The sequence below is a fragment of the Citrobacter sp. Cs237 genome (assembly GCF_030332325.1).
Taxonomy (GTDB): domain Bacteria; phylum Pseudomonadota; class Gammaproteobacteria; order Enterobacterales; family Enterobacteriaceae; genus Citrobacter_A; species Citrobacter_A sedlakii.
On sequence record NZ_JAOWIB010000089.1, the window covers coordinates 89,844 to 116,355 of the forward strand.

At 57.4% G+C, this 26,512-nt stretch carries 26 protein-coding genes; 14 read left to right on the forward strand and 12 right to left on the reverse strand.

Translation table 11 applies throughout. From position 1 onward, the window contains the following. Positions 1 to 158 precede the first annotated feature (158 nt). The 5 genes from cysG to tsgA all read right to left on the reverse strand — a co-directional run bounded on the left by cysG (position 159) and on the right by tsgA (position 6,919). Positions 159 to 1,532: a siroheme synthase CysG gene (gene cysG, locus OGY07_RS03410; RefSeq protein WP_042286335.1), complete on the reverse strand. Its 1,374-nt coding sequence runs from the start codon at positions 1,530 to 1,532 to the stop codon at positions 159 to 161. 11 nt (positions 1,533 to 1,543) lie between these two features. Further along, positions 1,544 to 2,353: a nitrite transporter NirC gene (gene nirC / locus OGY07_RS03415; protein WP_042286332.1), complete on the reverse strand. Its 810-nt coding sequence runs from the start codon at positions 2,351 to 2,353 to the stop codon at positions 1,544 to 1,546. Positions 2,354 to 2,544: 191 nt separating this feature from the next. Further along, the gene (gene nirD, locus OGY07_RS03420) at positions 2,545 to 2,871 is read right to left on the reverse strand and encodes a nitrite reductase small subunit NirD (protein WP_286598656.1); all 327 of its coding nucleotides are present in this window, start codon (positions 2,869 to 2,871) and stop codon (positions 2,545 to 2,547) included. Further along, positions 2,868 to 5,411, reverse strand: a complete 2,544-nt coding sequence (nirB, locus tag OGY07_RS03425; RefSeq protein ID WP_200035616.1) for an NADPH-nitrite reductase large subunit — start codon at positions 5,409 to 5,411, stop codon at positions 2,868 to 2,870. The genes nirD and nirB overlap by 4 nt, the downstream gene beginning before the upstream one ends. 326 nt (positions 5,412 to 5,737) lie before the next feature. Then, positions 5,738 to 6,919 (reverse strand): MFS transporter TsgA, encoded by a 1,182-nt coding sequence (tsgA, locus tag OGY07_RS03430; protein WP_042286325.1) that lies wholly within the window; start codon positions 6,917 to 6,919, stop codon positions 5,738 to 5,740. A 293-nt stretch (positions 6,920 to 7,212) separates the two neighbouring features. Here tsgA and ppiA point away from each other — a divergent pair, with 293 nt between their 5' ends. The 5 genes from ppiA (at position 7,213) to argD (ending at position 10,552) form a co-directional block, all read left to right on the forward strand. Further along, entirely contained in the window at positions 7,213 to 7,785 is a 573-nt protein-coding gene (ppiA, locus tag OGY07_RS03435; protein WP_042286322.1) for a peptidylprolyl isomerase A, read from the forward strand. Positions 7,786 to 7,891: 106 nt separating this feature from the next. Further along, positions 7,892 to 8,059: a FicA/YhfG family antitoxin gene (gene ficA, locus OGY07_RS03440; protein ID WP_060571196.1), complete on the forward strand. Its 168-nt coding sequence runs from the start codon at positions 7,892 to 7,894 to the stop codon at positions 8,057 to 8,059. After that, a complete protein-coding gene (locus OGY07_RS03445; RefSeq protein WP_042286314.1) occupies positions 8,049 to 8,651 on the forward strand; it encodes a putative adenosine monophosphate-protein transferase Fic in 603 nt (200 codons plus the stop codon). The genes ficA and OGY07_RS03445 overlap by 11 nt, the downstream gene beginning before the upstream one ends. A 31-nt stretch (positions 8,652 to 8,682) precedes the next feature. Then, positions 8,683 to 9,246 (forward strand): aminodeoxychorismate synthase component 2, encoded by a 564-nt coding sequence (gene pabA / locus OGY07_RS03450; RefSeq protein WP_181822440.1) that lies wholly within the window; start codon positions 8,683 to 8,685, stop codon positions 9,244 to 9,246. 85 nt (positions 9,247 to 9,331) lie between these two features. After that, entirely contained in the window at positions 9,332 to 10,552 is a 1,221-nt protein-coding gene (gene argD / locus OGY07_RS03455) for a bifunctional acetylornithine/succinyldiaminopimelate transaminase (RefSeq protein ID WP_286598662.1), read from the forward strand. Between the two features lie 13 nt (positions 10,553 to 10,565). Here argD and OGY07_RS03460 read toward each other — a convergent pair whose 3' ends face one another. Together OGY07_RS03460 and crp are read right to left on the reverse strand one after the other, a co-directional pair. After that, on the reverse strand, positions 10,566 to 12,653 hold the full coding sequence (locus OGY07_RS03460; RefSeq protein ID WP_286598664.1) for a YccS/YhfK family putative transporter: 2,088 nt from the start codon (positions 12,651 to 12,653) through the stop codon (positions 10,566 to 10,568). Between the two features lie 51 nt (positions 12,654 to 12,704). After that, positions 12,705 to 13,337, reverse strand: a complete 633-nt coding sequence (gene crp / locus OGY07_RS03465) for a cAMP-activated global transcriptional regulator CRP (RefSeq protein WP_000242758.1) — start codon at positions 13,335 to 13,337, stop codon at positions 12,705 to 12,707. Positions 13,338 to 13,644: 307 nt separating this feature from the next. Between crp and OGY07_RS03470 the strand changes: the two genes are divergently transcribed. Beyond that, complete coding sequence (locus OGY07_RS03470; RefSeq protein WP_042286302.1) at positions 13,645 to 14,049, forward strand: OsmC family protein; 405 nt, start codon at positions 13,645 to 13,647, stop codon at positions 14,047 to 14,049. Positions 14,050 to 14,116: 67 nt separating this feature from the next. Here the strand turns inward: OGY07_RS03470 and OGY07_RS03475 are convergent, their stop codons facing one another. The 3 genes from OGY07_RS03475 to OGY07_RS03485 are packed head-to-tail and all read right to left on the reverse strand — an operon-like array spanning position 14,117 to position 16,278. Then, positions 14,117 to 14,986 carry a phosphoribulokinase gene (locus tag OGY07_RS03475; protein ID WP_042286299.1) on the reverse strand — a complete coding sequence of 290 codons (870 nt, stop codon included), beginning with the start codon at positions 14,984 to 14,986 and terminating at the stop codon, positions 14,117 to 14,119. A gap of 54 nt (positions 14,987 to 15,040) precedes the next feature. After that, positions 15,041 to 15,259: a YheU family protein gene (locus OGY07_RS03480; RefSeq protein WP_042286296.1), complete on the reverse strand. Its 219-nt coding sequence runs from the start codon at positions 15,257 to 15,259 to the stop codon at positions 15,041 to 15,043. Continuing rightward, a complete protein-coding gene (locus tag OGY07_RS03485) occupies positions 15,256 to 16,278 on the reverse strand; it encodes a hydrolase (RefSeq protein WP_286598671.1) in 1,023 nt (340 codons plus the stop codon). The genes OGY07_RS03480 and OGY07_RS03485 overlap by 4 nt, the downstream gene beginning before the upstream one ends. 250 nt (positions 16,279 to 16,528) lie before the next feature. Here OGY07_RS03485 and mdcA point away from each other — a divergent pair, with 250 nt between their 5' ends. From mdcA to mdcH, 8 genes are all read left to right on the forward strand, one after another. Next, positions 16,529 to 18,184 (forward strand): malonate decarboxylase subunit alpha, encoded by a 1,656-nt coding sequence (gene mdcA, locus OGY07_RS03490; RefSeq protein WP_042286290.1) that lies wholly within the window; start codon positions 16,529 to 16,531, stop codon positions 18,182 to 18,184. Next, the gene (locus tag OGY07_RS03495) at positions 18,184 to 19,041 is read left to right on the forward strand and encodes a triphosphoribosyl-dephospho-CoA synthase (protein ID WP_286598673.1); all 858 of its coding nucleotides are present in this window, start codon (positions 18,184 to 18,186) and stop codon (positions 19,039 to 19,041) included. The genes mdcA and OGY07_RS03495 overlap by 1 nt, the downstream gene beginning before the upstream one ends. A 9-nt stretch (positions 19,042 to 19,050) precedes the next feature. After that, the gene (gene mdcC, locus OGY07_RS03500; RefSeq protein WP_042286285.1) at positions 19,051 to 19,350 is read left to right on the forward strand and encodes a malonate decarboxylase acyl carrier protein; all 300 of its coding nucleotides are present in this window, start codon (positions 19,051 to 19,053) and stop codon (positions 19,348 to 19,350) included. Then, the gene (locus tag OGY07_RS03505; protein WP_211935163.1) at positions 19,343 to 20,176 is read left to right on the forward strand and encodes a biotin-independent malonate decarboxylase subunit beta; all 834 of its coding nucleotides are present in this window, start codon (positions 19,343 to 19,345) and stop codon (positions 20,174 to 20,176) included. The genes mdcC and OGY07_RS03505 overlap by 8 nt, the downstream gene beginning before the upstream one ends. After that, the gene (gene mdcE, locus OGY07_RS03510; protein ID WP_286598708.1) at positions 20,176 to 20,976 is read left to right on the forward strand and encodes a biotin-independent malonate decarboxylase subunit gamma; all 801 of its coding nucleotides are present in this window, start codon (positions 20,176 to 20,178) and stop codon (positions 20,974 to 20,976) included. The genes OGY07_RS03505 and mdcE overlap by 1 nt, the downstream gene beginning before the upstream one ends. 124 nt (positions 20,977 to 21,100) lie before the next feature. Continuing rightward, positions 21,101 to 22,060: an AEC family transporter gene (locus tag OGY07_RS03515; protein WP_205612542.1), complete on the forward strand. Its 960-nt coding sequence runs from the start codon at positions 21,101 to 21,103 to the stop codon at positions 22,058 to 22,060. A 2-nt stretch (positions 22,061 to 22,062) separates the two neighbouring features. Next, positions 22,063 to 22,680 carry a malonate decarboxylase holo-ACP synthase gene (locus OGY07_RS03520; RefSeq protein ID WP_286598679.1) on the forward strand — a complete coding sequence of 206 codons (618 nt, stop codon included), beginning with the start codon at positions 22,063 to 22,065 and terminating at the stop codon, positions 22,678 to 22,680. Then, on the forward strand, positions 22,680 to 23,579 hold the full coding sequence (mdcH, locus tag OGY07_RS03525; protein ID WP_286598682.1) for a malonate decarboxylase subunit epsilon: 900 nt from the start codon (positions 22,680 to 22,682) through the stop codon (positions 23,577 to 23,579). Before OGY07_RS03520 ends, mdcH begins: the two co-directional genes overlap by 1 nt. A gap of 65 nt (positions 23,580 to 23,644) precedes the next feature. On the opposite strand, the gene OGY07_RS03530 is transcribed toward mdcH, so the two are convergent. Beyond that, positions 23,645 to 24,577 carry a LysR family transcriptional regulator gene (locus OGY07_RS03530; protein WP_211935167.1) on the reverse strand — a complete coding sequence of 311 codons (933 nt, stop codon included), beginning with the start codon at positions 24,575 to 24,577 and terminating at the stop codon, positions 23,645 to 23,647. Positions 24,578 to 24,592: 15 nt separating this feature from the next. Further along, on the reverse strand, positions 24,593 to 26,494 hold the full coding sequence (locus OGY07_RS03535) for an ABC transporter ATP-binding protein (RefSeq protein WP_211935168.1): 1,902 nt from the start codon (positions 26,492 to 26,494) through the stop codon (positions 24,593 to 24,595). Positions 26,495 to 26,512: the final 18 nt, after the last annotated feature.

Genomic DNA, 26,512 nt, shown 5'->3' on the forward strand with positions numbered 1-26,512 from the left:
ATCTATTTTTTGCGTCAGTAAGGGAATGGAGAAATAAACCGGGGCAAGATGCTTATGTCTTTAAATTCATGAGGTTATAAGAAGGTATGATTCCGGACGTTTATTCCTGACGGCAATAAAAAAGGCCAGACAGTGCTGGCCTTCGTGTTCAGACAGTATTAATGGTTGGAGAACCAATTTAGCTTTTCGCGTAATCCGACGACGCGACCCACGATAATTAATGCAGGACTTTCTACCTGCGTCGCCAGCTCGCCTAATTGTGCGAGTTCGCCTTTCACCACACGCTGTTTTACTGCGGTGCCGTTTTCTACCAGTGCGACGGGCATATCCGCCTGCATACCGAATTCGATCAATTTCTGTTGAATAGTAGCGGCTTGATTCAGGCCCATGTAAAACACCAGCGTCTGTTTTTCTGCCGCCAGGTTTTCCCAGTCCAGCTCGCCGCCGGTCTTCAGGTGGCCGGTGACCAGACGGACGCTCTGCGCGTAATCGCGATGGGTCAGCGGGATCCCGGAGTATGCAGAGCACCCGGAGGCGGCGGTAATTCCCGGCACCACCGAGAACGGAATGCCCGCATGGCAGAGGGTTTCCAGCTCTTCGCCACCGCGACCAAAGATAAACGGATCGCCGCCTTTCAGACGCACCACGCGTTTGCCTTTTTGCGCTTCGCGCAGCAGGATCTGGTTAATTTCCTCCTGCGGTACGCAGTGGTAGCCCGCGCGTTTGCCGACGAATACGCGATCCGCGTCGCGACGCACAAGGTTCATGATGTCGTCTGACACCAGACGGTCGTACACCACCACATCGGCCTGCTGGATCTGTTGCAGTCCTTTCAGGGTCAGAAGGCCGGCATCGCCCGGCCCTGCTCCCACCAGCACCACTTCGCCGCGATGATCCAACGGCTCGTTAAGTAACTGCTCGGTGACGTCCGCCACTGCTTTTTCGTCGGTGTTAGCCAGCGACTGCGCCAGACGATCGTTAACGAAGAATTTTTCCCAGAAGCGACGGCGTTCGCCCATGGTGGCGAACTGCTGCTTCACGCGTGAGCGCAGTGTTCCGGCGTAATGTGCGACCTGACCGAGATGCTGAGGCAGCAGGGATTCCAGCTTTTCGCGCAGCAGGCGGGCAAGCACCGGTGAGGTGCCGCCCGAGGAGACCGCCACCATCAGCGGCGAACGGTCGATAATTGACGGCATGATGAAGCTGGCGGCTTTCGGCGCGTCCACCACGTTACAGAAGATTCGGCGCAATTCTGCCGCATCGCTGACGCGCTGGTTAACCGCATCATCATCCGTGGCGGCAATCACCAGCCAGCAGGGGTCAAGAAGGGTTTCATCAAAGGGCCCTTCGACCAGGGTTAACATGCCCTCATTTGCCCATACGGTGAACTGCGGATCAAACGCCAGCGCATTCACCGTTAAACGCGCGCCCGCGTCCAGCAGCAGCCGCGCTTTGCGTTCTGCGACATCACCACCGCCGACAAGCAAACAGTCGCGGTCACGGAGTTGACAAAATATAGGCAAATGGTCCACGACATTACCCCTTAATCACTGATCAGATTCTCAGTTTGGTTAATTTTCGCCGGAACGGGACGCTCCGATTTTGGCGTAGCATACCAATAACCTAATCCCATGAATACGACACCGGACAAAGTATTGCCAAGAGTTACCCACAGCAGATTATGCCCTATTCCTGCCAGGGTATAGGCTTCGCTATGGTGACCGAACCAGGAGAGGGCAAATAGCGTCATGTTCGCCACGGAGTGCTCGTAGCCGGAGGCGATAAACGCCAGCAGGCACCACCAGATCGCCATAAATTTGGCGGCGCCTTCGGTGCGAATCGCCATCCAGATCGCCAGACATACCAGCCAGTTGCACAGCGCGCCTTTAAAGAATAAAACCGTGGCTGGCGCGGTGGTTTTCGCCAGCGCCACGGAGTGCACAATGCTGGTATCAACCGGCAGCAGGCTGCCGCCGCCCCAACTGTACATCAGTGCGACAAACACGGAGCCGACCAGATTGCCGAGCCAGGTTTGCGGCAGAATCGCCCACATCTGACCGTGGGTGATAGTGCCCGCCTTGACACCGAGCGTCAGGAACAGAGTATGCCCGGTAAAAAGTTCAGAACCGGCGATGATCACCAGCGTTAAGGCGATGCCAAAGGTAGCGCCCATCACCAGTGGTCGAACAGAAGGATCAAGAAGGTTGCCCAGCGTGAAGATCAAGATGATGCCGAGGCCAACGTAGGCTCCCGCCATTGCAGAGCTTACCCAGAATCCCAGCGGGTTTTTTGCCGACAGGCGTGCGATACGCGCAGCGTTAGCCGCACATTTATTGATAGTGTCAGTAAACATAGTATTGATTATCCCTTTTCACTTCAGCCTCTGCGCTGCCGCGTTGCTGGTTACGCTTACTCCCTGTCACATAGCGGACTCTGCTCCAGGTGTAGGCGGTAGCCGCCGCGATGCCGCTCAAATGACGTTGTGAACACAATTAACAATGAAAAAAACGTCAAAAAAGGGAGGCGTTGCGCCTCCCGAAAAAATTAACCGCGTAACTGCACAATGCCGTCTTTCACCCGCGCGTCGTAATGCGTGACGGAATGACTTTCGTCTTCCATGCACAACCCGTCGCTCAGGCGGAAGCGTTGTTTTTTCAGCGGGCTGGCGACCCACAGTTCGCCCTGATGCTCTGCTATCAGTCCGCGAGAAAGTACGCTGGACTCAAAGAACGGGTCGATGTTGCTAATCGCGAACACCTGATCGCTGTGATACGGGCGGAATATGGCGACCTGTTCCTCGCCTAACAGCGCGCAGACGCCGGTTTCCGGCAGGATGTCATCAATGTGGCAAATGTCTTTCCACTGGCTCATGCGTTTTCCTCCACCAGAGTGACCGGAATGCGTTCATACGGCGTGGCCGGACGATGCTGTTCACGTTCAGGCACGACCTGGACGTTCGGATCGCGTTTATCGCTGTTGATGAAGTGCTTAAAGCGAACCTGCGCAGAGGGTGTATTGACGGTTTCAGTCCACTCACACACCACGGCTTCGCGCAGACGCGCCATCTCTTCTTCGAGATGGGCGTTCAGGCCTAGCTTGTCGTCAATAATGACGGACTTCAGATACTCGATGCCGCCTTCCAGGTTATCCAGCCACGGCGCGGTACGGGTCAGTTTGTCCGCTGTGCGGATGTAGAACATCATGAAGCGGTCGAGATATTTGAGCAGCGTTTCACGGTCAATATCCGCCGCCAGCAAATCCGCATGGCGCGGTTTCATCCCGCCGTTACCGCAGACGTACAGGTTCCAGCCTTTTTCTGTGGCGATAATGCCCACGTCTTTCCCCTGGGCTTCGGCGCATTCACGAGTACAACCGGAGACCCCGAACTTCATTTTGTGCGGGGTGCGAATACCTTTGTAGCGGTTTTCCAGCTCAACGCCGAAGCCCACGCTGTCACCGACGCCGTAGCGGCACCAGGTGCTGCCGACGCAGGTTTTCGCCATACGTAGCGCTTTGGCATAGGCGTGACCGGTTTCGAAACCGGCTTCGATCAACTGACGCCAGATTTCCGGGAGATCGTCTTTCTGCGCGCCGAACAGGCCGATACGCTGAGAACCGGTGATTTTGGTGTAAAGGTTAAATTCTCGGGCGATACGGCCCACCGCCACCAGTCCTTCCGGAGTGATTTCGCCACCAGCAGAACGGGGAATAACGGAATAAGTGCCATCTTTCTGGATGTTCGCCAGGAAGTTGTCGTTAGTATCCTGCAGCGGGGTGTGCTGCGGCTTCAGAATGTATTCGTTCCAGCAGGAGGCCAGCAGGGAACCGACGGTGGGCTTACACACTTCACAGCCGTAACCTTTTCCGTGTTTTGCCAGCAGCTCTTCGAACGTTTTGATGCCTTCGACGCGAATCAGGTGGAACAGCTCCTGGCGTGAATAGGCAAAGTGCTCACACAGGTTATTGTTCACTTCAATGCCCTGTTTCGCCAGTTCGGCGTTCAGCACCTGGGTGACCAGCGGGATACAGCCGCCGCAGCCTGTACCGGCTTTGGTTTCGGCTTTCAGCGCGGCGACGGTGTGACAACCTTTGTTGATGGCGGCGACCAACATGCCTTTAGTGACGTCGAAGCAAGAGCAAATTTGCGCGCTGTCCGGCAGCTTGTCCACACCAATCGAGGGCTTACCGCTACCCGCGTGGGCAGGCAGGATCAGGGAGTCCGGGTTTTCCGGCAGTTCGATAGCATTCAGCACCAGTTGCAGCAGGTTGCCGTAGTCGCTGGTGTCGCCCACCAGCACCGCTCCGAGCAGGGTTTTGTTATCTTCGCTGACAATAAGGCGCTTATAGACCTCTTTGCTTTCGTCGAGGTAAACATAGCTACGCGCGCCCGGCGTGCGGCCATGCGCGTCGCCAATGCCGCCCACGTCAACGCCCAGCAGCTTCAGCTTAGCGCTCAGATCCGCGCCTTCAAAAACGTTTTCGTTGCCAAGGATATGATCAACGGCGACCTGCGCCATTTTGTAGCCTGGCGCCACCAGGCCGTAAACGCGATTGTTCCAGCTTGCGCATTCGCCGATGGCGTAAATGTCCGGATCAGAAGTTTGACAGGCGTCGTTAATCACGATCCCGCCGCGCGTAGCGACCTCCAGACCGCACTGAGTGGCCAGCTTATCGCGCGGACGAATACCGGTGGAGAACACGATAAAATCGACTTCCAGTTCGCTACCATCGGCAAAACGCATGGTCTTACGCGCCTCGGTCCCTGTCTGGACGATCTCTTTGGTATTTTTGCTGGTGTGGACGCGCACGCCCATGCTTTCGATTTTGCGGCGTAGCTGTTCGCCGCCCATCTGATCCAGCTGTTCCGCCATCAGCATTGGCGCGAATTCGATGACGTGGGTTTCCACGCCGAGGTTTTTCAGCGCGCCGGCCGCTTCCAGGCCTAACAGTCCACCGCCGACTACCGCGCCACGTTTGCTGCGACGGGCGCAGGACTCTATGGCATTGAGATCTTCAATGGTGCGATAGACAAAGCAGTCCTGCGTTTCGGAGCCTTTAATCGGCGGGATCCACGGATAGGAGCCGGTGGCCATGATCAGCTTGTCATAGTAAACCGTGCGGCCCGCGCTGGAGTGGATCACCTTTTCCTGACGGTTGATGGTGATAGCGCGTTCGCCGACCAGCACTTTCACGCCATGCTTCTCGTAAAAGCCTTCACGCACCAGAGAGAGTTCTTCGGCAGTGTGATGGGAGAAGTAAGATGACAGGTGCACACGGTCATACGCTTTGCGGGGTTCTTCGCAGAAAACAGTAATATCAAAATTGGCAGCGTCGGATTTATCAAGAAGATCCTCAATAAAGCGATGGCCGACCATACCATTACCGATAATAGCGAGTCTGACTTTGCTCATTTTTGCCTCGATTTCTTTTCTATTACTGCCTACCTTAACGATTCAGCAACCCCACTTATTGATGCAAATCAAATTCACCTTTATATACTCCTTAAGGGGTATATTGCTGATTTGTCAGGATTTTTATAAGTCACGGAAATGTCAGACTTTTCGCGATTGTATAAATAACGTACAAAATGAGGGGTTTTTCAGCATCTCCAGCTACTCCCGGCGAAGAGAGGCGCTAAGACCTTAGAGGGAGGGGGACCGGACGACAACACGTTACGTTTTATCCGTCTCAGGAAAGATCAGGATGCCCGGTAACCCTACGCTACCGGGCAACTGAATTAATGCATCGCGGACACCTCGTGACGGCGATGGCGGGTGACAAAACCGAGGATAAAGCACATCACAAACACGACGGCATACAGAGCGTTAGCGGTGAACAGCGCCGCCTGCGGGCCGCTGTGCGCCACGATAGGACCGGTGACCACGAAGGTCAACATGGTGCCAATGGTGCCGCAAGTCAGCACAAAGTTAACCAGCTTTGGCGACGCCACTTTCGTCTGCTGGGAGCCCAGCGTAATAATCGTGGTGTAAATGGCGCTTGAGAAAAAGCCCAGCGCGAGGATAAACCACGGCATATGCGCTGGCGTGCCGGTGATAAACAGATACATCAGAACCGCAGCCAGACCGGCGAGCACTGTCAGGATGCGCTGCAAGTCAAAGAAACGCAGGATGACGCTGAATGCCCACATACCGAACATATAAGACATCCAGAAGTTGCTGACCAGCGTACCGGCATCGTTCAGACTCATTCCCAGTCCCTTCGCGTATTCCGGTACCCATGAGATAAAGCCCAACTGGCCCAGGATATAGCACAGCGCGGCAATGGAGAGAAACAGTACGCCGATGCCCCATTTTTCTTTTACTGCCGGTGTATCGCTTTTCGGTGCATGTTTGCCCAGCGCGGGGAATTCACAGCCAAAGGTCAGCAGGAAAATCGCCACATAGACCAGGCCGATGCAGGCATATACCCAGTACCACTCGATGCTGCGGGCCAGCAAAAAGGCGGCAACCATTGGAAAAATCATCCCCGCCATGCTGAAGAAGGAATCGGTAAAAAGCAGGCGCGAGCCGCGCTGACGGCCTTCGTACATCTGGGTGATCAGGAAAGTCCCGATCGACATGGTGATACCGCTTACCACGCCAAGCACGAACATCGCAGCGGAGAACAGCGCCAGACTGTGGCTGAACATCAGTCCGGCCACCGCCAGTACCATCAGGATAAAGCCAAAACGCAGCTGCGTTTTTAGCGGGACGATTTCCATCAGCCAGGCGTTAAGAAAAATGGAGATCAAAATACCGGCGTTCAGGAAGGTGAAGGTATTACTCATACTGGAAACCGGCAGGTTGAAATACTCTGCGATGTTTCCCATCACCATCCCGGTGACAATAACCAGCGCCCCGGTCAGGGCGTAGGAAAGAAAGCTAATCCATGTGAGCTTGATGCGGTTGCTGTTAGTCATGGCTGGCCTGTGTTGATACGCACCTGAAAACTGTGTGTATAAGAAAGTAAAGCGCATTGACTGCGCCACGAGCGGGCAGATTTTAGGCGCTTTAGTGATTCATTTAAACTTTTATTGGCAATTAATAAGTGCGTTACATTTTTTATTGTGATCAAAATCACGCATAGACTGACGGTCAGTAAGTTACAGATGTTTCTGGTAAGTAAAAATAGGTAAAGGGATGGCCTTGTCTCTGAAGCCTCTTTAGAATCAAAGCACTTGCTTTTTGTTACCGCTCTCGTTAAGGAATTCTCATGCTCAAATCGACCCTGGCGGCTGTCGCAGCTGTTTTCGCCCTTTCTGCTCTCTCTCCTGCAGCGTTGGCGGCGAAAGGGGATCCGCACGTTCTGCTGACAACCTCTGCCGGTAATATTGAACTGGAACTGAACAGCCAGAAAGCGCCAGTATCAGTGCAGAACTTTGTCGATTACGTGAACAGCGGGTTCTATAACAACACCACGTTCCACCGTGTGATCCCAGGCTTTATGATTCAGGGCGGTGGGTTCAACGAGCAGATGCAGCAGAAGAAGCCGAATCCGCCGATCAAAAACGAAGCCGACAACGGTCTGCGTAATACCCGAGGCACCATTGCGATGGCGCGTACCGCAGACAAGGACAGCGCCACCAGCCAGTTCTTCATCAATGTCGCCGACAACGCCTTTCTCGATCACGGCCAGCGCGACTTCGGATACGCCGTCTTTGGTAAAGTTGTGAAAGGGATGGATGTTGCCGATAAGATCTCTCAGGTTCAGACCAAAGATGTGGGCCCATACCAGAATGTGCCGACAAAACCGGTCGTTATCCTCTCCGCAAAAGTCCTGCCGTAATCCCTTTCGGCGCGGGTGTTTCATGCCCGCGCCTGTTTCCCCTTCCTGCGTAACCGCGTTTTGCCGCTTATACTTGGCAGACACGAGACTATCAGGGAGGCGTAAAGTGAAAAAACTCACCGACAGACAGAAATCCCGGCTCTGGGAGCAGCAGCGCAATACCAATTTTCAGGCCAGCCGCCGCCTTGAGGGCGTCGACAGCCCGCTAGTCACGTTAACCGCGCCAGAGGCGCTGGCACGCCTTGACGAACTCCGGAGGCACTATGAGCGCTAAAATCGGCGACGATCGCGATCCGTATCTTTACCCCGGTCTGAACGTCATGCGTAACCGACTGGGGATCCGCCAGGCGGAGCGGCTGACGCAGGCGGCATGGGAGCTGACGGCGCTGCGGGCGGCAACCATTGAGCTTGGCCCGCTGAAGCGAGGGCTACCGCATTTATGCGCCCTCCATCGCCAGCTGTACCAGGATGTTTTCGACTGGGCAGGGCAATTGCGCGAGGTCGATATTTATCAGGGCGATACCCGCTTTTGCCATTTCGCGTATATCGAGAAAGAAGGCAACGCCCTGATGCAGGATCTGGAAGAAGAAGGGTATCTGGTTGGGTTGCCCAAAGAGAAGTTTGTGAATCGCCTGGCGCATTACTATTGTGAGATCAACGTACTGCACCCGTTCCGCATCGGCAGTGGTATGGCGCAGCGTATTTTCTTTGAACAGTTGGCCATCCACGCGGGCTATTTACTGCACTGGCGGGATATTCCGGTCGATCGCTGGAACCAGGCGAATCAGGAAGGGGCGATGGGTGACCTTAGCGCGCTGGAGGCGATATTTCGGAAAGGGGTAAGCGAAGTCGAGGAAACTGAGTAGAATAGCGCGGTTTTCTTGTACCGGAGCCGCCATGATCCTGCTTATCGACAACTACGATTCGTTTACCTGGAATCTTTACCAGTACTTTTGCGAGCTGGGCGCGGATGTGCTGGTTAAGCGCAATGATGAGCTGACGCTGCCGCAGATTGACGCGCTTGGCCCGCAAAAAATCGTCATCTCCCCCGGCCCTTGTACGCCTGATGACGCTGGCATTTCGCTGGCGGCGATTCGCCATTACGCCGGGCGACTGCCAATGCTTGGCGTCTGTCTTGGGCATCAGGCGATGGCGCAGGCCTTCGGCGCAACGATTGTCCGCGCGGCGAAGGTGATGCACGGCAAAACCGCGCCTGTCCGCCATAACGGGCAGGGAGTGTTTCAGGGTTTAGCCAACCCGTTAAGGGTAACCCGTTACCATTCGCTGATTGTTGATCCTGCCACGCTGCCCGCTTGCTTCGAGGTCACCGCCTGGAGCGAGGCGCAGGAGATCATGGGGATTCGCCATACGACCTGGGATCTGGAGGGCGTTCAGTTCCATCCGGAGAGTATTCTCAGCGAGCAGGGGCATCAACTGTTGGCTAATTTCCTTAACCGATGATTTATGGTTGCCATTTAGTGATTTTTTATGCATATTTTGTGATTATTATTTCACATTGTTTTTTGCATAAGTGGATGGGCATGAGATGGCAACTGAACAAACGGCAGTAACTCGCGCAACTTTCGATGAAGTCATTCTGCCAGTTTATGCACCGGCGGACTTTATCCCGGTGAAAGGTAAAGGCAGCCGGGTCTGGGACCAGCAGGGCAAAGACTATGTCGATTTTGCCGGAGGGATTGCGGTTACCGCGCTCGGTCATTGCCACCCGTCGCTGGTGGAAGCGCTGAAAGCGCAGGGCGAAACGCTCTGGCATACCAGTAACGTATTCACCAACGAACCGGCGCTGCGTCTGGGTCGGAAACTTATCGCCGCCACCTTTGCCGAGCGCGTGCTGTTCATGAACTCCGGGACGGAAGCCAACGAAACGGCGTTTAAACTGGCGCGTCATTATGCATGCGTCCGCCATAGCCCCTTCAAAACCAAAATTATCGCCTTCCATAATGCGTTCCATGGTCGTTCGTTGTTTACCGTTTCCGTGGGCGGTCAGCCGAAGTATTCCGATGGTTTCGGCCCAAAACCGGCCGATATCATTCACGTGCCCTTTAACGATCTCCACGCCGTCAGCGCGGTGATGGATGATCACACCTGCGCAGTAGTGGTCGAGCCGGTACAGGGCGAAGGCGGCGTGCTGGCGGCGACGCCGGAATTCCTGCAAGGCCTGCGCAAGCTGTGCCACGAGCATCAGGCGCTGCTGGTGTTTGATGAAGTACAAAGCGGCATGGGGCGCACCGGCGATCTGTTCGCTTATATGCACTATGGCGTGACGCCGGACATTCTGACCAGCGCGAAGGCGTTGGGCGGTGGTTTTCCGGTAAGTGCGGTACTGACCACCCAGGATATCGCTTCGGCATTTCACGTGGGCTCGCATGGTTCTACCTATGGCGGTAACCCATTGGCCTGTGCGGTTGCGGAGGCGGCGTTCGATATCATCAGTACGCCAGCCGTGTTAAGTGGGGTGCAGACGAAGCGGCAGAGATTTGTTCAGCATCTGCAACAGATCGATGAACGCTTTGACGTTTTCAGCGACATTCGCGGCATGGGCCTGTTGATTGGCGCCGAACTGAAGCCGCAGTATAAGGGGCGCGCGCGTGATTTCCTGTATGCGGCAGCGGAGGCGGGGGTGATGGTGCTCAACGCTGGCCCTGAGGTGATGCGTTTTGCTCCCTCGCTGGTGGTGGAAGAGGCGGATATCGACGAAGGAATGCAGCGTTTCGCGCAAGCCGTCGCGAAAGTCGTAAGCGAATAGGCCGCATAGAGCGTCAGCCTTTCATATCGCGCAACCGGCGGCTGAGCCAGATCCCGTGGTGCGGTCGCTGGCGCCAGGCCACCGACGAAATGGTATGCATAGTATTTAAATGCCCCAGCACACGCTGGAGATGCTGTTCCAGCGTGCTCAATGGCCCGTGGGAGAGCATCTCTGGCGCCTCAAGAATATTTACATCCCCAGAGCTGCCCGGCCCGTCATATTCCAGCCGCTGCTGACAACGCTGGAGCGCAATTTCACACGATTGCAGATATCGTTGGGCCAGATCAGGCGTCAGCATTGTATGTTCTCGCGCCAGGGTGGTCATCGCGTTGATATGCTCGACAATGAACTGGCTGTGGGTGACCCACAGCTTCATATCTTCCAGATAGTGCGTATTAAATCCCGGTTCCTGCATGGCCTGATTCAGCGAGTTAAACAGCGTGTTGTGGGCCTGGTTGACGCGCATTCGTTGGTATGCCAGCGGCGTCGCCTGCGGATCGTCGCTGAGGATCAGGCGGATCGCCTCCTGGTCCGCCTCCAGCGCGTCGTGGGCATTTTTGCGCAACAGACCGCTTTGCCACTGCGGCCACAGCCAGACGGTGCCGCCGAAGGCGATCAGACAGCCGATGATCGTATCGACAAACCGCGGAATGATAAATTGTTCGCCGTTCAGGGTTAACAGTTGCAGGGTGTACACCGCCGTGATGGTAAACCCCACCGTCGCCCAGCCGTAGTTTTTGCGGATAATCAGATAGCTCACCAGGGTGACGAAGAGCATTAAAAGCAGCGTATACCCTTCGGGGATATGAAAGTGCAGCGTCACGCCCGCGACGATAAGTCCCGCCAGCGTTCCGGCCGAACGGTGCAGAATGCGTACGCGCGTTGCGCCGTAGCCATTTTGCGTCACGAACAGTACCGTCATCAGGATCCAGTACGGCTTCGGCAGGTGCAGCGCGGTACCCATCAGGCTGGCGATACTCAGCATGACGCTAATGCGTCCGGCGTTGCGCAGCGCCGGAGACTTCAGCGACAGATAGCTTTTCAGCGCCGGTAGCAGCGGAAGCCGCCGCTGTTTATCCGCCATCAGATCGCGCGCGTAGAGCGGACGCTGGGTGCGAAGCACGCGGGCGATACGGCTGAAATGCCAGTAGCAGAACTGCCCGACGGGGTTATCCGGATGTTGATTGGCGATCTTTTCCAGCGCGCCGATTTGCTTCTGCATGGTGAAGCGCGTGGGCAGGCGATGGTACAGAATGTCATCCGCCAGCACCCTCAGACGCGTGGCGACGGTTTGCGCGTTCCAGCGGATCACCTGTTCGGCGTGGCTGCGCTCGACCAGTTTTTGCACCTCTTCCGGCTGGTGCAGGCTGACCGAGATATGTTCTTGCAGATCCAGCGCTTCCTGGAAGGCGCGCAGCATCCGTTTGTAATCGTTATTGTGATGCGCCGACAGCATATGCATTTGCTGGTAGCACTGGGTGATCAGGTCAACCGCTTTCTGCTGGCGCACCAGCAGCGGCGGTAGGGCTTTTTCCGGATCGGTGTGCTGGGTCAGCATGCTGTATTTCGCTTCGCAGTAATCTGCCAGTTCGCGATACAGCAGGCTTAGCGATTCGCGCAGCGGCTGTTCGCGCCACAACCAGAACCAAAACCAGTTAAACAGTCCATACCACAATGTCCCCAGCGCATAGATCAGCAGCGGCTCCCACACTGGCATATTTCCCGCCAGGCTGAGGGTAAAAATTGCGGCGATCAGCGAAGCGGGAAGCAGGCGGGCGTGAAGCGAGCTTAACTCCGCGGTGACGCCGAGGAGCAGCGTCAACCCGGTCAGAATCAGCGGCAACGGCACCGCCTGCGCCAACAACAGTTGCATCGCCAGGCTACACCCGGCAAACAGCGAGGCGCCAATGACCAGGCGCTTGAAGAAGCGCTTGTGCGGCGTATCAAGCCCGGCAATGTTACAGCAGGCGGGAACGAGGGAGAAAAGCAGGCCCAGATGCAGTTGGCCTATCAGCAGGCCGACGGCCACGGGCAAACAGAGCACCAGCGTCTGACGTAGTGCGTAGTTGATCTCAGGGTGATAAATCAGTCTGCGCCACATCGGGAAAACAAAAATAGCGCGCTACCAGGTAACGCGCCATTTCCGACGGGATTAACGAGTGCCGTAAACGACGATGGTCTTACCGTGCGCGGAGATCAGGTTTTGATCTTCCAGCATCTTCAGGATACGACCAACGGTTTCGCGAGAGCAGCCAACGATCTGGCCAATCTCCTGGCGGGTAATTTTGATCTGCATACCGTCCGGGTGGGTCATTGCATCGGGTTGTTTCGCCAGGTTCAACAGCGTCTGGGCGATACGACCGGTCACGTCAAGGAAGGCCAGGTTACCGACTTTCTCTGATGTGACCTGCAGGCGGCGAGCCATCTGGGAAGAGAGACGCATCAGAATATCCGGGTTCACCTGGATCAACTGGCGGAATTTCTTGTAGGAAATTTCAGCCACTTCACATGCAGTTTTAGCACGTACCCATGCGCTACGTTCCTGGCCTTCTTCAAACAGGCCCAGTTCGCCAATAAAATCACCCTGATTCAGATAAGAAAGGATCATTTCTTTACCTTCCTCATCTTTAATCAACACTGCCACAGAGCCTTTAACGATGTAGTACAACGTTTCTGCTTTTTCACCCTGGTGAATCAGCGTGCTCTTCGACGGGTACTTATGAATGTGGCAATGAGACAAGAACCATTCGAGAGTCGGGTCTGTTTGCGGTTTGCCAAGCACCATGCGCGATTATCCTCTGTTATAAGCTGTCTCCAGAGCCAGAAAACGGCGCTGTCTCTGGGGTTGCAAAAATGTGCTTCCCGCTTCCTGGGAAGAGGCTGTCAATAACGGACAGCAGCCTTTAATGTGAAGTCCTCTGCATACATGCAGTACGTCAATGTATTACTGTAGCATCCTGACTGTTTTAGCATAGCTTTAGCCGTGTGTCTCCTGGTGTCTCGCTTCAGCATGACGCAGGTCGCCTTCCGTTGCGAGAATTGTTATGTACGCGTAATCTGTCAGGAAAATTGACGCACTGGAGTAAAAAAATATGCAAGCGCGTGTGAAATGGGTTGAAGGGTTAACCTTCCTGGGCGAGTCGGCTTCCGGACACCAGATCCTGATGGACGGCAATTCGGGAGATAAAGCGCCCAGCCCGATGGAAATGGTGTTAATGGCCGCGGGCGGCTGTAGCGCTATCGACGTGGTCTCCATCCTGCAAAAAGGACGACAGGATGTGACCAATTGCGAAGTAAAACTGACCTCCGAGCGTCGTGAAGAAGCGCCGCGCCTGTTTACCCACATCAATCTGCATTTCATCGTGACGGGGCATGATTTAAAAGACGCCGCGGTGGCGCGGGCGGTGGATCTTTCCGCCGAAAAGTATTGTTCCGTGGCGCTGATGCTGGAAAAAGCGGTGAATATTACCCACTCGTATGAAGTCATTGCCGCCTGATAATTTTTACCTGATGGCGCTGCGCTCGACTGCCTTATGGCACAATCGGGTCAGCCGCCATTGAGGCTTATTCGATCTTCTTGCCTTCCATCAGGCGCTGTACCAGCGGCAGCATGATCAGTTCCATCGCCAGGCCCATTTTGCCGCCCGGCACCACCAGCGTATTGATGTGAGAAATAAACGAACCTTGCAGCATCGCCAGCAGCCAGGGGAAATCGATGCCTTCGAGATTGCGGAAATGTATCACCACAAAACTCTCATCAAGCGAGGGAATGCCGCGTGCGGCGAATGGGTTTGAGGTATCCACCGTCGGGACCCGCTGGAAGTTGATGTGGGTACGGGAAAACTGTGGCGTGATGTAGTTGATGTAATCGTCCATTGAGCGCACCACGGAGTCCATCACCGCCTCGCGGGAATGTCCACGCTCGCTGGTGTCACGGATCAGTTTCTGGATCCACTCCAGGTTGACGATGGGCACAACCCCCACCAGCAAATCCACATGGCGCGCCACCTCATGCTGTGGCGTCACCACGCCGCCGTGCAGCCCTTCATAAAACAGGACGTCGGTCGGCTCCGGCAGCGGCTGCCAGGGCGTGAAGGTGCCAGGCACCTGATTCCAGGGTACGGCTTCGTCGTAGGTATGCAGATATTTGCGCGACTGGCCTTTGCCCGTCTGCCCGTATTCAATGAAGGTCTGTTCCAGCAGGCCGAAGTCATTGGCTTCGGGGCCGAAATAGCTGATATGCCGTCCGGCATCGCGCGCCTTGCGGATCGCCATGTCCATTTCCGGGCGGGTATAACGATGAAAACTGTCGCCTTCCACCTCGGCCGCGCGCAGGTTGAGCTGGGCAAAAATTTTACGGAACGCGAGGCTGGTGGTGGTGGTCCCCGCGCCGCTGGATCCTGTTACCGCAATCACCGGATGTTTGGCAGACATAACAACTCCATGAGTAGGTTAGGTTTTTTATTATAGTCGGCCGAGGATACAGGCTTATTCGCGGAACTGTTTACGCGGCATGATGTTGACTGTTTCGTGCAATTCAGACCAGACCAGAACCGCTTCTCCGCACTGCAACTGACGTTTAACGTCGGCGACCTTTTGCTCAAGTGAACGTTCATGTTCACCATAATCGGTGCCTTCGCGCAACACAAAGCTTTCGATTAAGTTGTCCAGCGTCTCGGGAGAGAGCTCCTGCCAGGGGATCATCATCTTGGTACCTCCAGATACGTTGTCAGCCAGTCGGGAATACGCGCCTCCAGCCACATCTCAGGGCGACGCAGCGTGCCGCCGATAAACCCAACGTGCCCGCCATGTTCCGTTAGCTGATACTCCACCTGCGGCGGCAAATCGTCGGCTTTGGGGATCACGTGATGATCCATAAACGGATCGTCTTTGGCGTGGATGATCAGCGTCGGGATGGCGATCCGGTTGAGTAAGGGCATCGCGCTACACTGACGATAATAGTCGATAGCGTCGGCAAAACCGTGAATTTTAGCGGTGATGAGATCGTCAAACTCGCGAATGCGGCGCAGGGATTTTAACTGCGCAAGATCGACTGGCAGGGAGCCCGGATACGCCGCCAGTTTGCGCGACGCGTTCGCCTTCAGCAAATTGAGCAGATAACGCTGATAAACGCGGGAAAAGCCTTTATCCATATGGTAACTGCACGCTTCCAGCACGAAGGGGGCGGAAACAATCACCGCAGCCTCTATCGGGATGTTTTTCCCTTCTTTTGCCAGCAGGCAGGCCAGCATATTGCCCCCCAGCGAATAGCCCACCGCCGCGGTTGGCGCGTGGCCAAATTCGCGACGCAGCCAGTGTAGAAACCAGGCGCCGTCTTCGGTTTCGCCAGAGTGATAAATACGGTTCATGCGGTTTGGCTCGCCGCTGCAGCCGCGAAAATGCATCACCACCCCAAGCCAGCCGCGTTTTTGCGCCGCTTCAATCAGGCCATGGGCATACGGGCTGTTCAGACTGCCTTCCAGACCGTGAAAGACGACCAGACGAGGTTTGTGTTTCGCGGACGCCGGATCTTCACTCCAGGCCAGATCGACAAAGTCACCGTCAGGTAACTCCAGCCGCTGCCAGTGGGGGGCAAAATTCACTTTGCGGCGGATCAGGCGCGGCAGCATGGTCTGCAAATGGCGGTTACGAATACCACGCATTGGGCGAAATTCACGCGAGTTTACGGTGGTGAGTTGAAGGTCTGACGAAGTTATTTGGCTCATAACGGCTGCGATGGTCTCTCATTATCAGCCGTCTACTATACCGCCACTTGCCTGTTGTGTTTATGAAAAATGCGTAGCTCAGGATGGCGTCTGGAATGGGGTAGTTGATCCTCATCACAAATTGTTACTTCAATTATTACTCTCAGGCTAACGATCCCTCTCTACGCTTAATTGATGACTTTCTCACCAGAGCGCACACTCATTAGCGTGTTAAGCAATCAAAATGATTAGCTGAATCAGGAGGTTAATAATGTTATCTGGGCAAACACCCGCACGCGTCTGGAATACCCGCCGCACTGAGAAGCAGCGGCGTCTGGCTTCTATACCGGTGCAGGGCAAGGTACTGCCTACCGCAGACCTGACCGCGATGCTGGAAAAACTGATCGCGCCGGGTGACCGCGTGGTATTAGAAGGCAATAACCAGAAGCAGGCAGATTTCCTGTCCCGCATGCTGGCTGAAGTGAATCCCGAAAAAGTGCACGACCTGCACATGATCATGCCAAGCGTGGGCCGCAGCGAACATCTGGATATCTTTGAAAAAGGCATTGCCCGCAAGCTGGACTTTTCCTTCTCCGGTACGCAAAGCCTGCGCATTTCGCAGCTGCTGGAAGATGGCCAGCTCGAAATCGGTGCGATTCACACCTACATCGAACTTTACTCCCGCCTGTATGTTGACCTGGCGCCAAACGTGGCGCTGATTGCCGGGTTTAAAGCGGACCGTAAAGGTAACCTCTATACCGGGGCGAGTACCGAAGATACCCCGGCGCTGGTGGAAGCCGCCGCGTTCCACGACGGCATCGTCATCGCACAGGTGAACGAGCTGGTGGACGACGAGTGCGACCTGCCGCGCGTCGATATTCCGGGCTCCTGGATCGATTACGTGGTGGTGGCCGACAAGCCGTTCTTCATTGAGCCGCTCTTCACCCGCGACCCGCGCCTGATTAAACAGGAACACATCCTGATGGCGATGATGGCGATTAAAGGCATCTACGCGGAACATCAGGTGCAGTCCCTCAATCACGGGATTGGCTTTAACACCGCGGCGATTGAACTGCTGTTGCCCACCTACGGCGAACAGCTCGGCCTGAAGGGTAAAATCTGTAAACACTGGACCCTGAACCCGCATCCGACGCTGATCCCGGCAATCGAAAGCGGCTGGGTGGAGAGCGTGCACTGCTTCGGCGGCGAGCTGGGGATGGAAGAGTACATTCGCGCCCGTCCGGACGTGTTCTTTACCGGTGCCGACGGCTCCATGCGGTCTAACCGCGCCTTCTGCCAGCTGGCAGGCCAGTACGCGGTCGATATGTTTATCGGCTCTACGCTGCAGGTTGATGGCTACGCTAACTCCTCAACCGTCACCCGCGGTCGCCTCTCCGGCTTCGGCGGCGCGCCAAACATGGGCCACGATCCGCACGGTCGCCGCCACGCCACGCCGGCCTGGCTGAACATGATCACCGAACCTGACCCAATGCAGCGCGGTAAAAAACTGGTCGTGCAGATGGTGGAAACCTTCCAGGCGGGCGTGAAGCCAACTTTCGTGGAAAAACTGGACGCCGTTGACGTCGCGAAAGCCTCCGGCATGCCGCTGGCGCCGGTCATGATTTACGGCGATGACGTTACCCACGTGCTGACGGAAGAGGGGATTGCTTACCTCTACCGGGCGAAAGATCTGGAAGAGCGTCGCGCCATGGTCGCCGCCGTGGCGGGCATCACCGATATCGGTCTGGGCGTGGATGCCAAACGCGTGGCGGAACTGCGCCAGAGCGGCAAAGTGGTCTATCCGGAAGATATGGGGATTCGCCGCACCGATGCCACCCGCTCTTTGCTGGCGGCGGGCAGCGTGGCCGACCTCGTTGAGTGGTCCGGCGGCCTGTACAACCCACCTGCGAAATTCCGGAGCTGGTAATGAAACTTCTGCCCCGGATCCAGGTTGAAGGCGGTGCCGAATGGCTGGCGCGAACCGCCACGCAGTGTCTGATTGACGAAGCACGTTTAAGCCCGAAACCCGGTCTGGTGGACAGTCGGGGGAACGGCGCGCACCACGATTTATCGCTTGCGCTGATGGAGCGCTCCGCGCACAGCCTGACTCCCACGTTTCAGGCGCTGGCGCAGCAAAGCTGGCAGCGTCCGGCGGATATTGCCCTCAGGCAAACCATAGGGCGACTCGGTCGCGACGGAGAGCAGCAGATGATGGCCGCTACCGACGGCGTGAACACCCACCGTGGCGCGATCTGGGCGCTGGGGCTGCTGGTGAGCGCGGTGGCGATGTTGGGCGGTGATGCCAGCGCGCAGGCCGTCGCGAACACCGCCGCCCGGCTGGCGAAACTCCCGGACGACGTGGCGCCGAAGGTGTTCAGCAAGGGGTTACGCGCCACGCACCGATACCGCGTGCCCGGCGCGCGTGAAGAGGCGCAGCAGGCGTTTCCGCACATCATGCAGCGCGCGCTGCCGCAGCTTCGCCTGAGCCGCCTTAACGGCAGCAGCGAAACGCACGCCAGACTCGACGCGCTGATGGCAATAATGACCTCGCTCACCGATACCTGCGTGCTGTCGCGCGCCGGAATGGAGGGGCTGGACGCCATGCAGAACGGCGCCCGGGCGGTGCTGAACGCCGGAGGATGCGCAACCCTCGCGGGGCAGCAGGCGCTGGCGCAGTTAGACCGCCAGATGCTGACGCTAAACGCCTCACCGGGCGGCGCCGCAGACCTGCTTGCGGCCACGCTGTTTCTCGATCGCGTCGAAACGCCATATTCAAAGCATTAAGAGGATGTTATGGAAAAAATTACATTGACCGTGCCCGCCCGCCGCGAAGTCAGCGGCAGGGCGCTGGCAGGCGTCGTCGGCTCCGGGGATATGGAGGTGCTCTTCACCGCCGAACCGGGCCAGACCTTGACCGTTGATATCACCACCTCCGTCGACAACAGCCGCGGACGCTGGGAGGCGTTGTTCAGCCGCCTGGAAACCGTCAGCAGCCTGCCCGCAGGCAAACTGACCATCCACGACTTCGGCGCGACGCCGGGCGTGGCGCGCATTCGTATTGAACAGGTGTTTGAAGGGGTGAGCCATGCGTGATGACAGCAGCTTTATCGAATTAAAAGCGCGCCAGCGTGCGCAGGCGCTGCTCGACGAGGGCAGCTACCGCGAACTGCTGGATCCGTTTGAAGGCATTATCTCTCCGTGGCTTGGGCCACAGGGCATTGTGCCGCAGGCCGATGACGGCATGGTGGTCGCGAAAGGGACCATCAACGGCCAGCCAGCGGTAGTCGTGGCGATTGAAGGGACCTTCCAGGGCGGCAGCATGGGCGAAGTCTCCGGCGCCAAAATGGCGGCGGCGCTGGAGCTGGCGGCGGAAGATAACCGCAACGGCATTCCGACGCAGGCGGTACTGTGCCTCGAAACCGGCGGCGTACGCCTGCAGGAAGCGAACCTTGGCCTGGCGGCGATTGCCGATATCCACGCCGCGATCGTTGACCTGCGTCGTTATACCCCGGTCGTCGGGATCGTGGCCGGAACCGTGGGCTGCTTCGGCGGGATGTCTATCGCCGCGGCGCTGTGCAGCTACCTGATTGTGACCCGCGAAGCGCGTCTCGGCCTCAACGGCCCGCAGGTTATCGAGCAGGAAGCAGGCGTTGAAGAGTACGACTCGCGCGACCGTCCGTTTATCTGGAGCATGACCGGCGGCGAAGTACGCTATGAAAGCGGGCTGGTGGATGCGCTGGTAGGCGACGGCGTGAACGCGGTGAAAGCCGCGATGAACGAGGCCATCGCGAAAGGCGTACCGGCGAAACATCGCACCGATAACTATGACGATTACCTGAACCGTCTGACGAATTTCGACACCCGCAAACAGGCCGATGCCGAACAGATTAACGCGCTTTTTGCCCGGGAGGTGAAATGATGAATAACGCAACAAGCCGTGGCGAACGCTGGCTGGAAACGCTCGCCCCGAACGCCAAACGTATTGAGGGGCTGTGCCCGTCTGTACAGGCGGCTGACGGTGAGCTGAACGGTGAAACGGTGCGTTTTGTCGCCGTGGTGCCGGATGCCAACAACCACTTCCCGCGCGCGGCGAAAGGGGAAGTCGGTCTGCTGGAAGGCTGGACGCTGGCGAAAGTGGTCAGCGAAACCGTCGCGGCGGATGCTGATAAAGCCGTGAAGCGCCCGATAGTGGCGGTGATCGACGTCCCAAGCCAGGCCTATGGCCGTCGCGAAGAGGCGTTTGGTATCCACCAGGCGCTGGCGGGAGCCGCTGCCGCCTACGCCAACGCGCGTCTGGCGGGTCATCCGGTGATTGGTCTTATCGTCGGTAAGGCAATGTCAGGCGCGTTTCTGGCGCACGGCTACCAGGCTAACCGTCTGATTGCCTTTAACGATAAAGGCGTACTGATCCACGCGATGGGCAAAGAGTCTGCGGCGCGCATTACGCTGCGTACCGTTGACGCGCTGGAAAAACTGGCGGCAACCATTCCGCCCATGGCGTATGACATCAGCAACTACGCCACGCTGGGGCTGCTTTCCGACCTGCTGGACATCAGCAACCCGGATGCCCCATCCGATAACGATCTGACGCAGGTGAAAACCACCCTGCAACAGGCCATCAGTGACGCGCGTCAGGACACCACGCTGAAAAGCCGTCTGGGTGCTGACAACCGCCGCAGCTCGGCGCTCGTACGCGAACGTATGCGAGCCAGCTGGTAAGTAATTAAGACCTGCCGAATGTTCGGCTCCGTGGGCGCACGCGCTGCGCCCGCGCGGGCCGCTACATCCGAAAAATAATAATCATCGCGTCCGTGCTAACTTTTTTCTTCATTACAGGTGATTTATGACTTACGTGATTGTTCATGCTCTTGCACCGATATTCGTCATCATGTTGCTGGGGTTCTGGGCCGGGAAGGCCAAAATGGTTGATAACAAGAATGTTTCCCTGCTCAACATCTTCGTCATGGATTTCGCATTACCTGCGGCGCTGTTCAGCGCGACGGTACAGACGCCCTGGGCGGGCATCGTGGCGCAGTCGCCGCTGATTGTGGTACTGACGCTGGCGATGTGGATCACCTACGCGGCGATCTATTTCCTTGCTACCGGCGTATTCAAAAAATCGCCGCAGGATGCGGCCGTGTTGACGCTCACCGTCGCCCTGCCAAACTATGCGGCGCTTGGCCTGCCGATTCTGGGCAGCGTGCTGGGCGAAAGTTCTTCCACCTCACTGTCCGTGGCGGTCTCTATCGCCTGTGGTTCCGTGCTGATGACCCCGTTTTGCCTGCTGATTCTGGAGCGTGAAAAAGCGCGCGCCGAGGGCAATAACTCCGGCTCAACGCTCTCCATGCTGCCGGTGCTGATGTGGCGCTCCATTAAAAAACCGATCGTGATGGGCCCGCTGCTGGGGGTGATCCTGTCCGCTATCGGCATCAAAATGCCGGAACTGGTGCTGGCGGCGATTAAACCGCTGGGGCTGTCCGCAACCGCTGCGGCGCTGTTCCTGACTGGCGTGATCCTCTCTGCCCGTAAGCTGCAGATCAACACCATGGTGATCACCTCCACCGTCGCCAAACTGCTGATCCAGCCGGCGATCGCCTGGGGTATCGTTTTAATCTTCGGTCTGCATGGCTCCGTGGCGATCACCGCCATCCTGATGATTGCGCTGTCCGCGGGCTTCTTCGGCGTGGTGTTCGGTAACCGCTTTGGCGTGCAGTCGCCGGATGCAGAAGCCGTGCTGCTGTTAAGCTCCGTACTGTGTATCCTGTCGCTGCCGCTGTTTATCTCGCTGACGTCAGGAATGTAATTATGACCACAACATTACGCCCCCACGACCTCATCTGGCTTACCTCGCGCGACGCGTTGGAAGGTATTACCGAATCCTGGGTTGAATCAGCCTGGCATATCGGCCTGCCGGTGGTGGTACGGCGTGATGTGGATAACGAAGGCCGAATTCCCGTTGGCGTGCGCGGACTGCGCCGCGACCAGCGGGCAGCCGGATGGGTGCAGCCTGAGAATGTGCTACGCGTGGTGTCGCCTGAAGAGCTGTGCGTCACCGCCGATCTGCTGCGTTCGCCGTTTGTCACCCAGCCGCCGGTACAGGTGGCGCTTCAGCTTGCTCAGCAGGCGTGGCCGTGGACGTGGGGCATTACCGGCAGCACCGGCTACGCGCTGGCGACCGGTATTCCGGTGATCCATGCCGACAGCGATCTCGACCTGCTGATCCGCGCTCCGCACGCCGTTTCCCCTGACGCTTTTGCTGGCTGGCAGCTTCAGCTCGGCCGCGCGCTGTGCCGGGCGGATACGCAGGTGGATACGCCGGAAGGCGGATTCGCGCTGGCGGAGTGGCTGCGCGACGGTAAAACGCTGCTGAAAACCCGCCGTGGGCCACGCCTGGTGGCAGATCCATGGCGCAGGGAGGAGTGATGAAAATACTGTTTACCTTTCCGGGCCAGGGCACGCAGCATGAAGGTATGCTGCAAAACCTGCCGGGAACGGAGCTGGAACAGGCTCGTGACGTGCTGGGGGCGGAAGTCGATACGCTGGACAGCGCAGCCTCGTTAACCCACACCCGCGCGGTGCAGCTTTCGCTGTTAATTGCCGGCGTGTCCTGGGCGCGCGAGCTGGAGCGACGCGGCGTGTCGGCTGACATCGTTAGCGGTTTATCGATTGGCGCTTATCCCGCGGCGGTGGTGGCGGGCGCGCTGGAATTTACGGACGCGCTGAAGCTGGTGGCGCTGCGCGGCGATCTGATGGAACAGGCCTGGCCGCACGGCTACGGCCTGACGGCAATCATGGGCTTAACCCTGCCGCAGGTGGAACAGCTGATCGAAGGTAGCGGAACATACATTGCCAACCTGAATGCCGAAACGCAGATTGTCATTGCCGGATCCGATGAAGGGATGGCGCAGGTGGCAAAACGCGCCCTGGAAAAAGGCGCGAGCAAAGCAAAGCGGCTGGCCGTGAGCGTGCCGTCGCACTGCGAGCTGCTGGCGGAACCGGCGCAGAAGCTGGCGGCGGCGTTTAACTCGGTCACGCTTTCACGCCCGCGCTGCGCGTATCTGAGCGGCAGCACCGGGCGCGTGCTCTGGCAGCCGGAAAGAATTGCCGACGATCTGGCGATGAACATGGCGCGCACCGTGCGCTGGCAGGAAGCGGTCATTGCCGCGAACGAACGCGAGGCGCGGTTAGCCATTGAGATGCCGCCCGGCGGCGTGCTGACCTGCCTGACGCGTCAGGCGGCGTGGGAAGGGGAGTCGATTTCCCTGGAACGTAGCGGCGTGGACGTTGCCGTGCATCTGGCGCGGCGGGTACAGTTGTTGTGATTGTTGCCCGCTGGCGCGATGCTTCTCCTGCTTACAGGATGTATTGGCTTCAGGCTAACCGGCAATCAAACGCCAGCCTGCAGACTGCGCGCGTACATCCGACCTTCAGCGGCGAGCGCCAGCAGATTCGGGTCGCGCTCGCGGTTGCGGGCGAAGACAATCGCGATAAGCTGCTGCATCTGGTAGGGCTGCGCCAGCTTCAGTAGCTGCACGGAATTCTCATACATCTTCTTCATGCGTCCCGGCATCAGGGTAAAGCCGACACCCGCCTGCACCAGACTGAGCATCGAGAAAATGTCATTCACGCGGGTGACGATCTCCGGCTCGAATCCGGCGATGTGAAAGGCTTCCTGAAAGCCGGCATAGGTGGCGAAGCCTTCCGCCAGAGAAACAAACTTCTGCTCCCGGTAATCGCGCAGATCGGCAGGCGAGGAGCTGTCCAGCGTCGCCGTTGACGGTGCGGCGAGATAGATGTCGTCATGAAACAGCGGCAGCACTTCCAGACTGTTGCGATCGATTTCACTTTCCGAAATAGAAATCAGGATCGCATCCAGCGTGCCTTCTTCCAGCATCGCAAGCAACGCTTCGTTAGATCCCATCGTCAGATCCAGTTCGAGGTCGGGACGCCGTAGCTTCATGCCCATGATCAGATGCGGGACGGTCTCCAGCGTCAGCGAGTAAAGTGTGCCGACGCGTAAGCGCCCCTGGCCGACACCCGCCGTTTTACGCGCTTCCTCCAGCCCTCGCGCCATAAGCTGAGTGACTTCCTGACAATATTCCAGCAGTGTCCAGGCCGCCGGTTGCGGGATCAGGTTGCGACCTTTATGCACAAACAGCGGACAACGGACATTTTCTTCCAGCGTATGTAACGCGCGATGCACGCTCACCCCACTGATATCCAGCGCTTCCGCCGTGCGGGCAATATTCCCTTTCTCCATAAACGTCATGAAGATGCTGAGCTTGCGGAAAGTAATATCGTTGGTGATGAGCGGCGTCATGGTGGTTTCCTGTGGTTAGTCGGCCAGCATTTGCTCAAGCTGCTCTTGCGCGTCCAGCCAGGCTATTTCGCATGCTTCCAGCCCGGCTTTGGCGCTGGCCTGTTGTTGCAGGCACTCGGTCAGCTCTGCTTTACGGCTCTGGTCGTACAGTTCACTGTCGCCCAGCTTTTCTTCCGCCTGCGCTAACTGCGCGTTCAGTTTTTCCATCTCTTTTTCGAGACGGGCGATCTCTTTGCGCAGCGGCTGGGTCTGCGTACGCAGCTCGGCTTCACGACGCTTCTGATCTTTACGCGCTTGCGCACTGTTCGCGTTCTCTTTTGGCGCTTCAGCAGGCTGGTTTTCCTGTTTCTGTACCTCGCTCAGCCACTGCTGATAATCTTCCAGGTCGCCGTCAAACGGTTCGACTTTACGGTCGTGGACCAGGTAGAGATCGTCGGTGGTGGAGCGCAACAGGTGACGGTCGTGCGACACGACGACCAGCGCGCCTTCGAATTCGATCAATGCTTCGGTCAACGCCTGACGCATGTCGAGATCGAGATGGTTGGTCGGTTCATCAAGCAGCAACAGGTTCGGGCGCTGCCAGACAATCAATGCCAACACCAGACGGGCTTTTTCGCCGCCGGAGAAACGCCGCGTCTCTTCCGTGACCTTATCGCCCTGGAAGCCAAAGCCGCCGAGATAGTCGCGTAGCTTCTGCTCCAGTTCCTGCGGCGCCAGGCGCGACAGGTGTTGCAGCGGTGACTCGTCGGCGCGCAGGTACTCCAGCTGATGCTGGGCGAAATAGCCAAGCTTAATGCCTTTCGCCAGGCCGATTTCACCACTGACCGGCGCGAGCTCGCCCGCCAGCAACTTGATAAGCGTAGACTTCCCGGCGCCGTTGCGGCCAAGCAGGCCAATGCGCGAGCCAGGCACCAGATTCAGCTTAATGGAGTCGAGTATGATGCGCTCGCCGTAACCCGCGCTCACTTTTTCCATTTTCAGCAATGGGTTTGGCAGGCTTTCCGGCGCGCGGAAGCTAAAGTGGAAGGGGTTATCCACGTGCGCAGGGGCGATCAGCTCCATGCGCTCCAGCATTTTGATTCGGCTTTGCGCCTGCTTGGCTTTGGTCGCCTTGGCGCGGAAGCGGTCAATATAGCTTTGCAGATGCGCCACGCGCTCCTGCTGGCTTTCGTACATCGCTTGCTGCTGGGCCAGACGGGTGGCGCGCTGGATTTCAAACGCGCTGTAATTGCCGGTGTACTCGAACAGGTTTTGCTGTTCGATGTGGATAATTTTGTCCACTACCGGGTCGAGAAAATCCCGGTCATGGGAGATCAGAATCAGAGTGCCCTGATAGCCTTTCAGCCATTTTTCCAGCCAGATAACCGCATCAAGATCGAGGTGGTTAGTCGGTTCGTCGAGCAGCAGCAGATCGGAGCGGCAGATCAGCGCCTGCGCCAGGTTGAGGCGCATACGCCAGCCGCCCGAGAAGTCGCTGACCGGACGTTCAAGCTGTTCGTTGCTGAACCCCAGCCCATGCAGCAGACTGGCGGCGCGTGAGCGGACGGTCCAGGCGTCAATGGCGTCCAGCTTGCCGTGTACGGTGGCGATAGCGTGTCCGTCGTTACGTTCGTTAGCGTCGTGCAACTGGGCTTCCAGTTGACGGTATTCGCGGTCGCCGTCAATGACGTACTCCAGCGCTGGCTGGGCCAGGGCGGGGGTTTCCTGATTCACCCACGCCAGCTGCCAGTTGCCAGGATAGCTAAAACTTCCGGCGTCGGCGCTGATTTCATTTTTCAGCAACGCCAGCAGGGTAGATTTCCCGCAGCCGTTCTTGCCCACCAGGCCGACCTTCTGGCCCGGATTGATAGTGGCAGCGGCATTGTCCAGCAAGACGCGCACGCCGCGACGAATTTGTAACGAGGAGAAAACAATCATAAGGCGCCGTATGTTCTG

What these genes read in the sequence shown, in the direction of transcription:
- OGY07_RS03520 (WP_286598679.1), top strand. Translation starts at nt 22,063, where the DNA reads ATGACCACAACATTACGCCCCCACGACCTCATCTGGCTTACCTCGCGC.
- OGY07_RS03460 (WP_286598664.1), bottom strand. Translation starts at nt 12,653, where the DNA reads ATGTGGCGCAGACTGATTTATCACCCTGAGATCAACTACGCACTACGT.
- ppiA (WP_042286322.1), top strand. Translation starts at nt 7,213, where the DNA reads ATGCTCAAATCGACCCTGGCGGCTGTCGCAGCTGTTTTCGCCCTTTCT.
- OGY07_RS03475 (WP_042286299.1), bottom strand. Translation starts at nt 14,986, where the DNA reads ATGTCTGCCAAACATCCGGTGATTGCGGTAACAGGATCCAGCGGCGCG.
- OGY07_RS03495 (WP_286598673.1), top strand. Translation starts at nt 18,184, where the DNA reads ATGAAACTTCTGCCCCGGATCCAGGTTGAAGGCGGTGCCGAATGGCTG.
- argD (WP_286598662.1), top strand. Translation starts at nt 9,332, where the DNA reads ATGGCAACTGAACAAACGGCAGTAACTCGCGCAACTTTCGATGAAGTC.
- mdcE (WP_286598708.1), top strand. Translation starts at nt 20,176, where the DNA reads ATGAATAACGCAACAAGCCGTGGCGAACGCTGGCTGGAAACGCTCGCC.
- nirC (WP_042286332.1), bottom strand. Translation starts at nt 2,353, where the DNA reads ATGTTTACTGACACTATCAATAAATGTGCGGCTAACGCTGCGCGTATC.
- crp (WP_000242758.1), bottom strand. Translation starts at nt 13,337, where the DNA reads ATGGTGCTTGGCAAACCGCAAACAGACCCGACTCTCGAATGGTTCTTG.
- mdcA (WP_042286290.1), top strand. Translation starts at nt 16,529, where the DNA reads ATGTTATCTGGGCAAACACCCGCACGCGTCTGGAATACCCGCCGCACT.
- OGY07_RS03470 (WP_042286302.1), top strand. Translation starts at nt 13,645, where the DNA reads ATGCAAGCGCGTGTGAAATGGGTTGAAGGGTTAACCTTCCTGGGCGAG.
- OGY07_RS03445 (WP_042286314.1), top strand. Translation starts at nt 8,049, where the DNA reads ATGAGCGCTAAAATCGGCGACGATCGCGATCCGTATCTTTACCCCGGT.
- OGY07_RS03530 (WP_211935167.1), bottom strand. Translation starts at nt 24,577, where the DNA reads ATGACGCCGCTCATCACCAACGATATTACTTTCCGCAAGCTCAGCATC.
- OGY07_RS03515 (WP_205612542.1), top strand. Translation starts at nt 21,101, where the DNA reads ATGACTTACGTGATTGTTCATGCTCTTGCACCGATATTCGTCATCATG.
- OGY07_RS03535 (WP_211935168.1), bottom strand. Translation starts at nt 26,494, where the DNA reads ATGATTGTTTTCTCCTCGTTACAAATTCGTCGCGGCGTGCGCGTCTTG.
- nirD (WP_286598656.1), bottom strand. Translation starts at nt 2,871, where the DNA reads ATGAGCCAGTGGAAAGACATTTGCCACATTGATGACATCCTGCCGGAA.
- OGY07_RS03485 (WP_286598671.1), bottom strand. Translation starts at nt 16,278, where the DNA reads ATGAGCCAAATAACTTCGTCAGACCTTCAACTCACCACCGTAAACTCG.
- pabA (WP_181822440.1), top strand. Translation starts at nt 8,683, where the DNA reads ATGATCCTGCTTATCGACAACTACGATTCGTTTACCTGGAATCTTTAC.
- mdcC (WP_042286285.1), top strand. Translation starts at nt 19,051, where the DNA reads ATGGAAAAAATTACATTGACCGTGCCCGCCCGCCGCGAAGTCAGCGGC.
- tsgA (WP_042286325.1), bottom strand. Translation starts at nt 6,919, where the DNA reads ATGACTAACAGCAACCGCATCAAGCTCACATGGATTAGCTTTCTTTCC.
- nirB (WP_200035616.1), bottom strand. Translation starts at nt 5,411, where the DNA reads ATGAGCAAAGTCAGACTCGCTATTATCGGTAATGGTATGGTCGGCCAT.
- OGY07_RS03480 (WP_042286296.1), bottom strand. Translation starts at nt 15,259, where the DNA reads ATGATGATCCCCTGGCAGGAGCTCTCTCCCGAGACGCTGGACAACTTA.
- OGY07_RS03505 (WP_211935163.1), top strand. Translation starts at nt 19,343, where the DNA reads ATGCGTGATGACAGCAGCTTTATCGAATTAAAAGCGCGCCAGCGTGCG.
- mdcH (WP_286598682.1), top strand. Translation starts at nt 22,680, where the DNA reads ATGAAAATACTGTTTACCTTTCCGGGCCAGGGCACGCAGCATGAAGGT.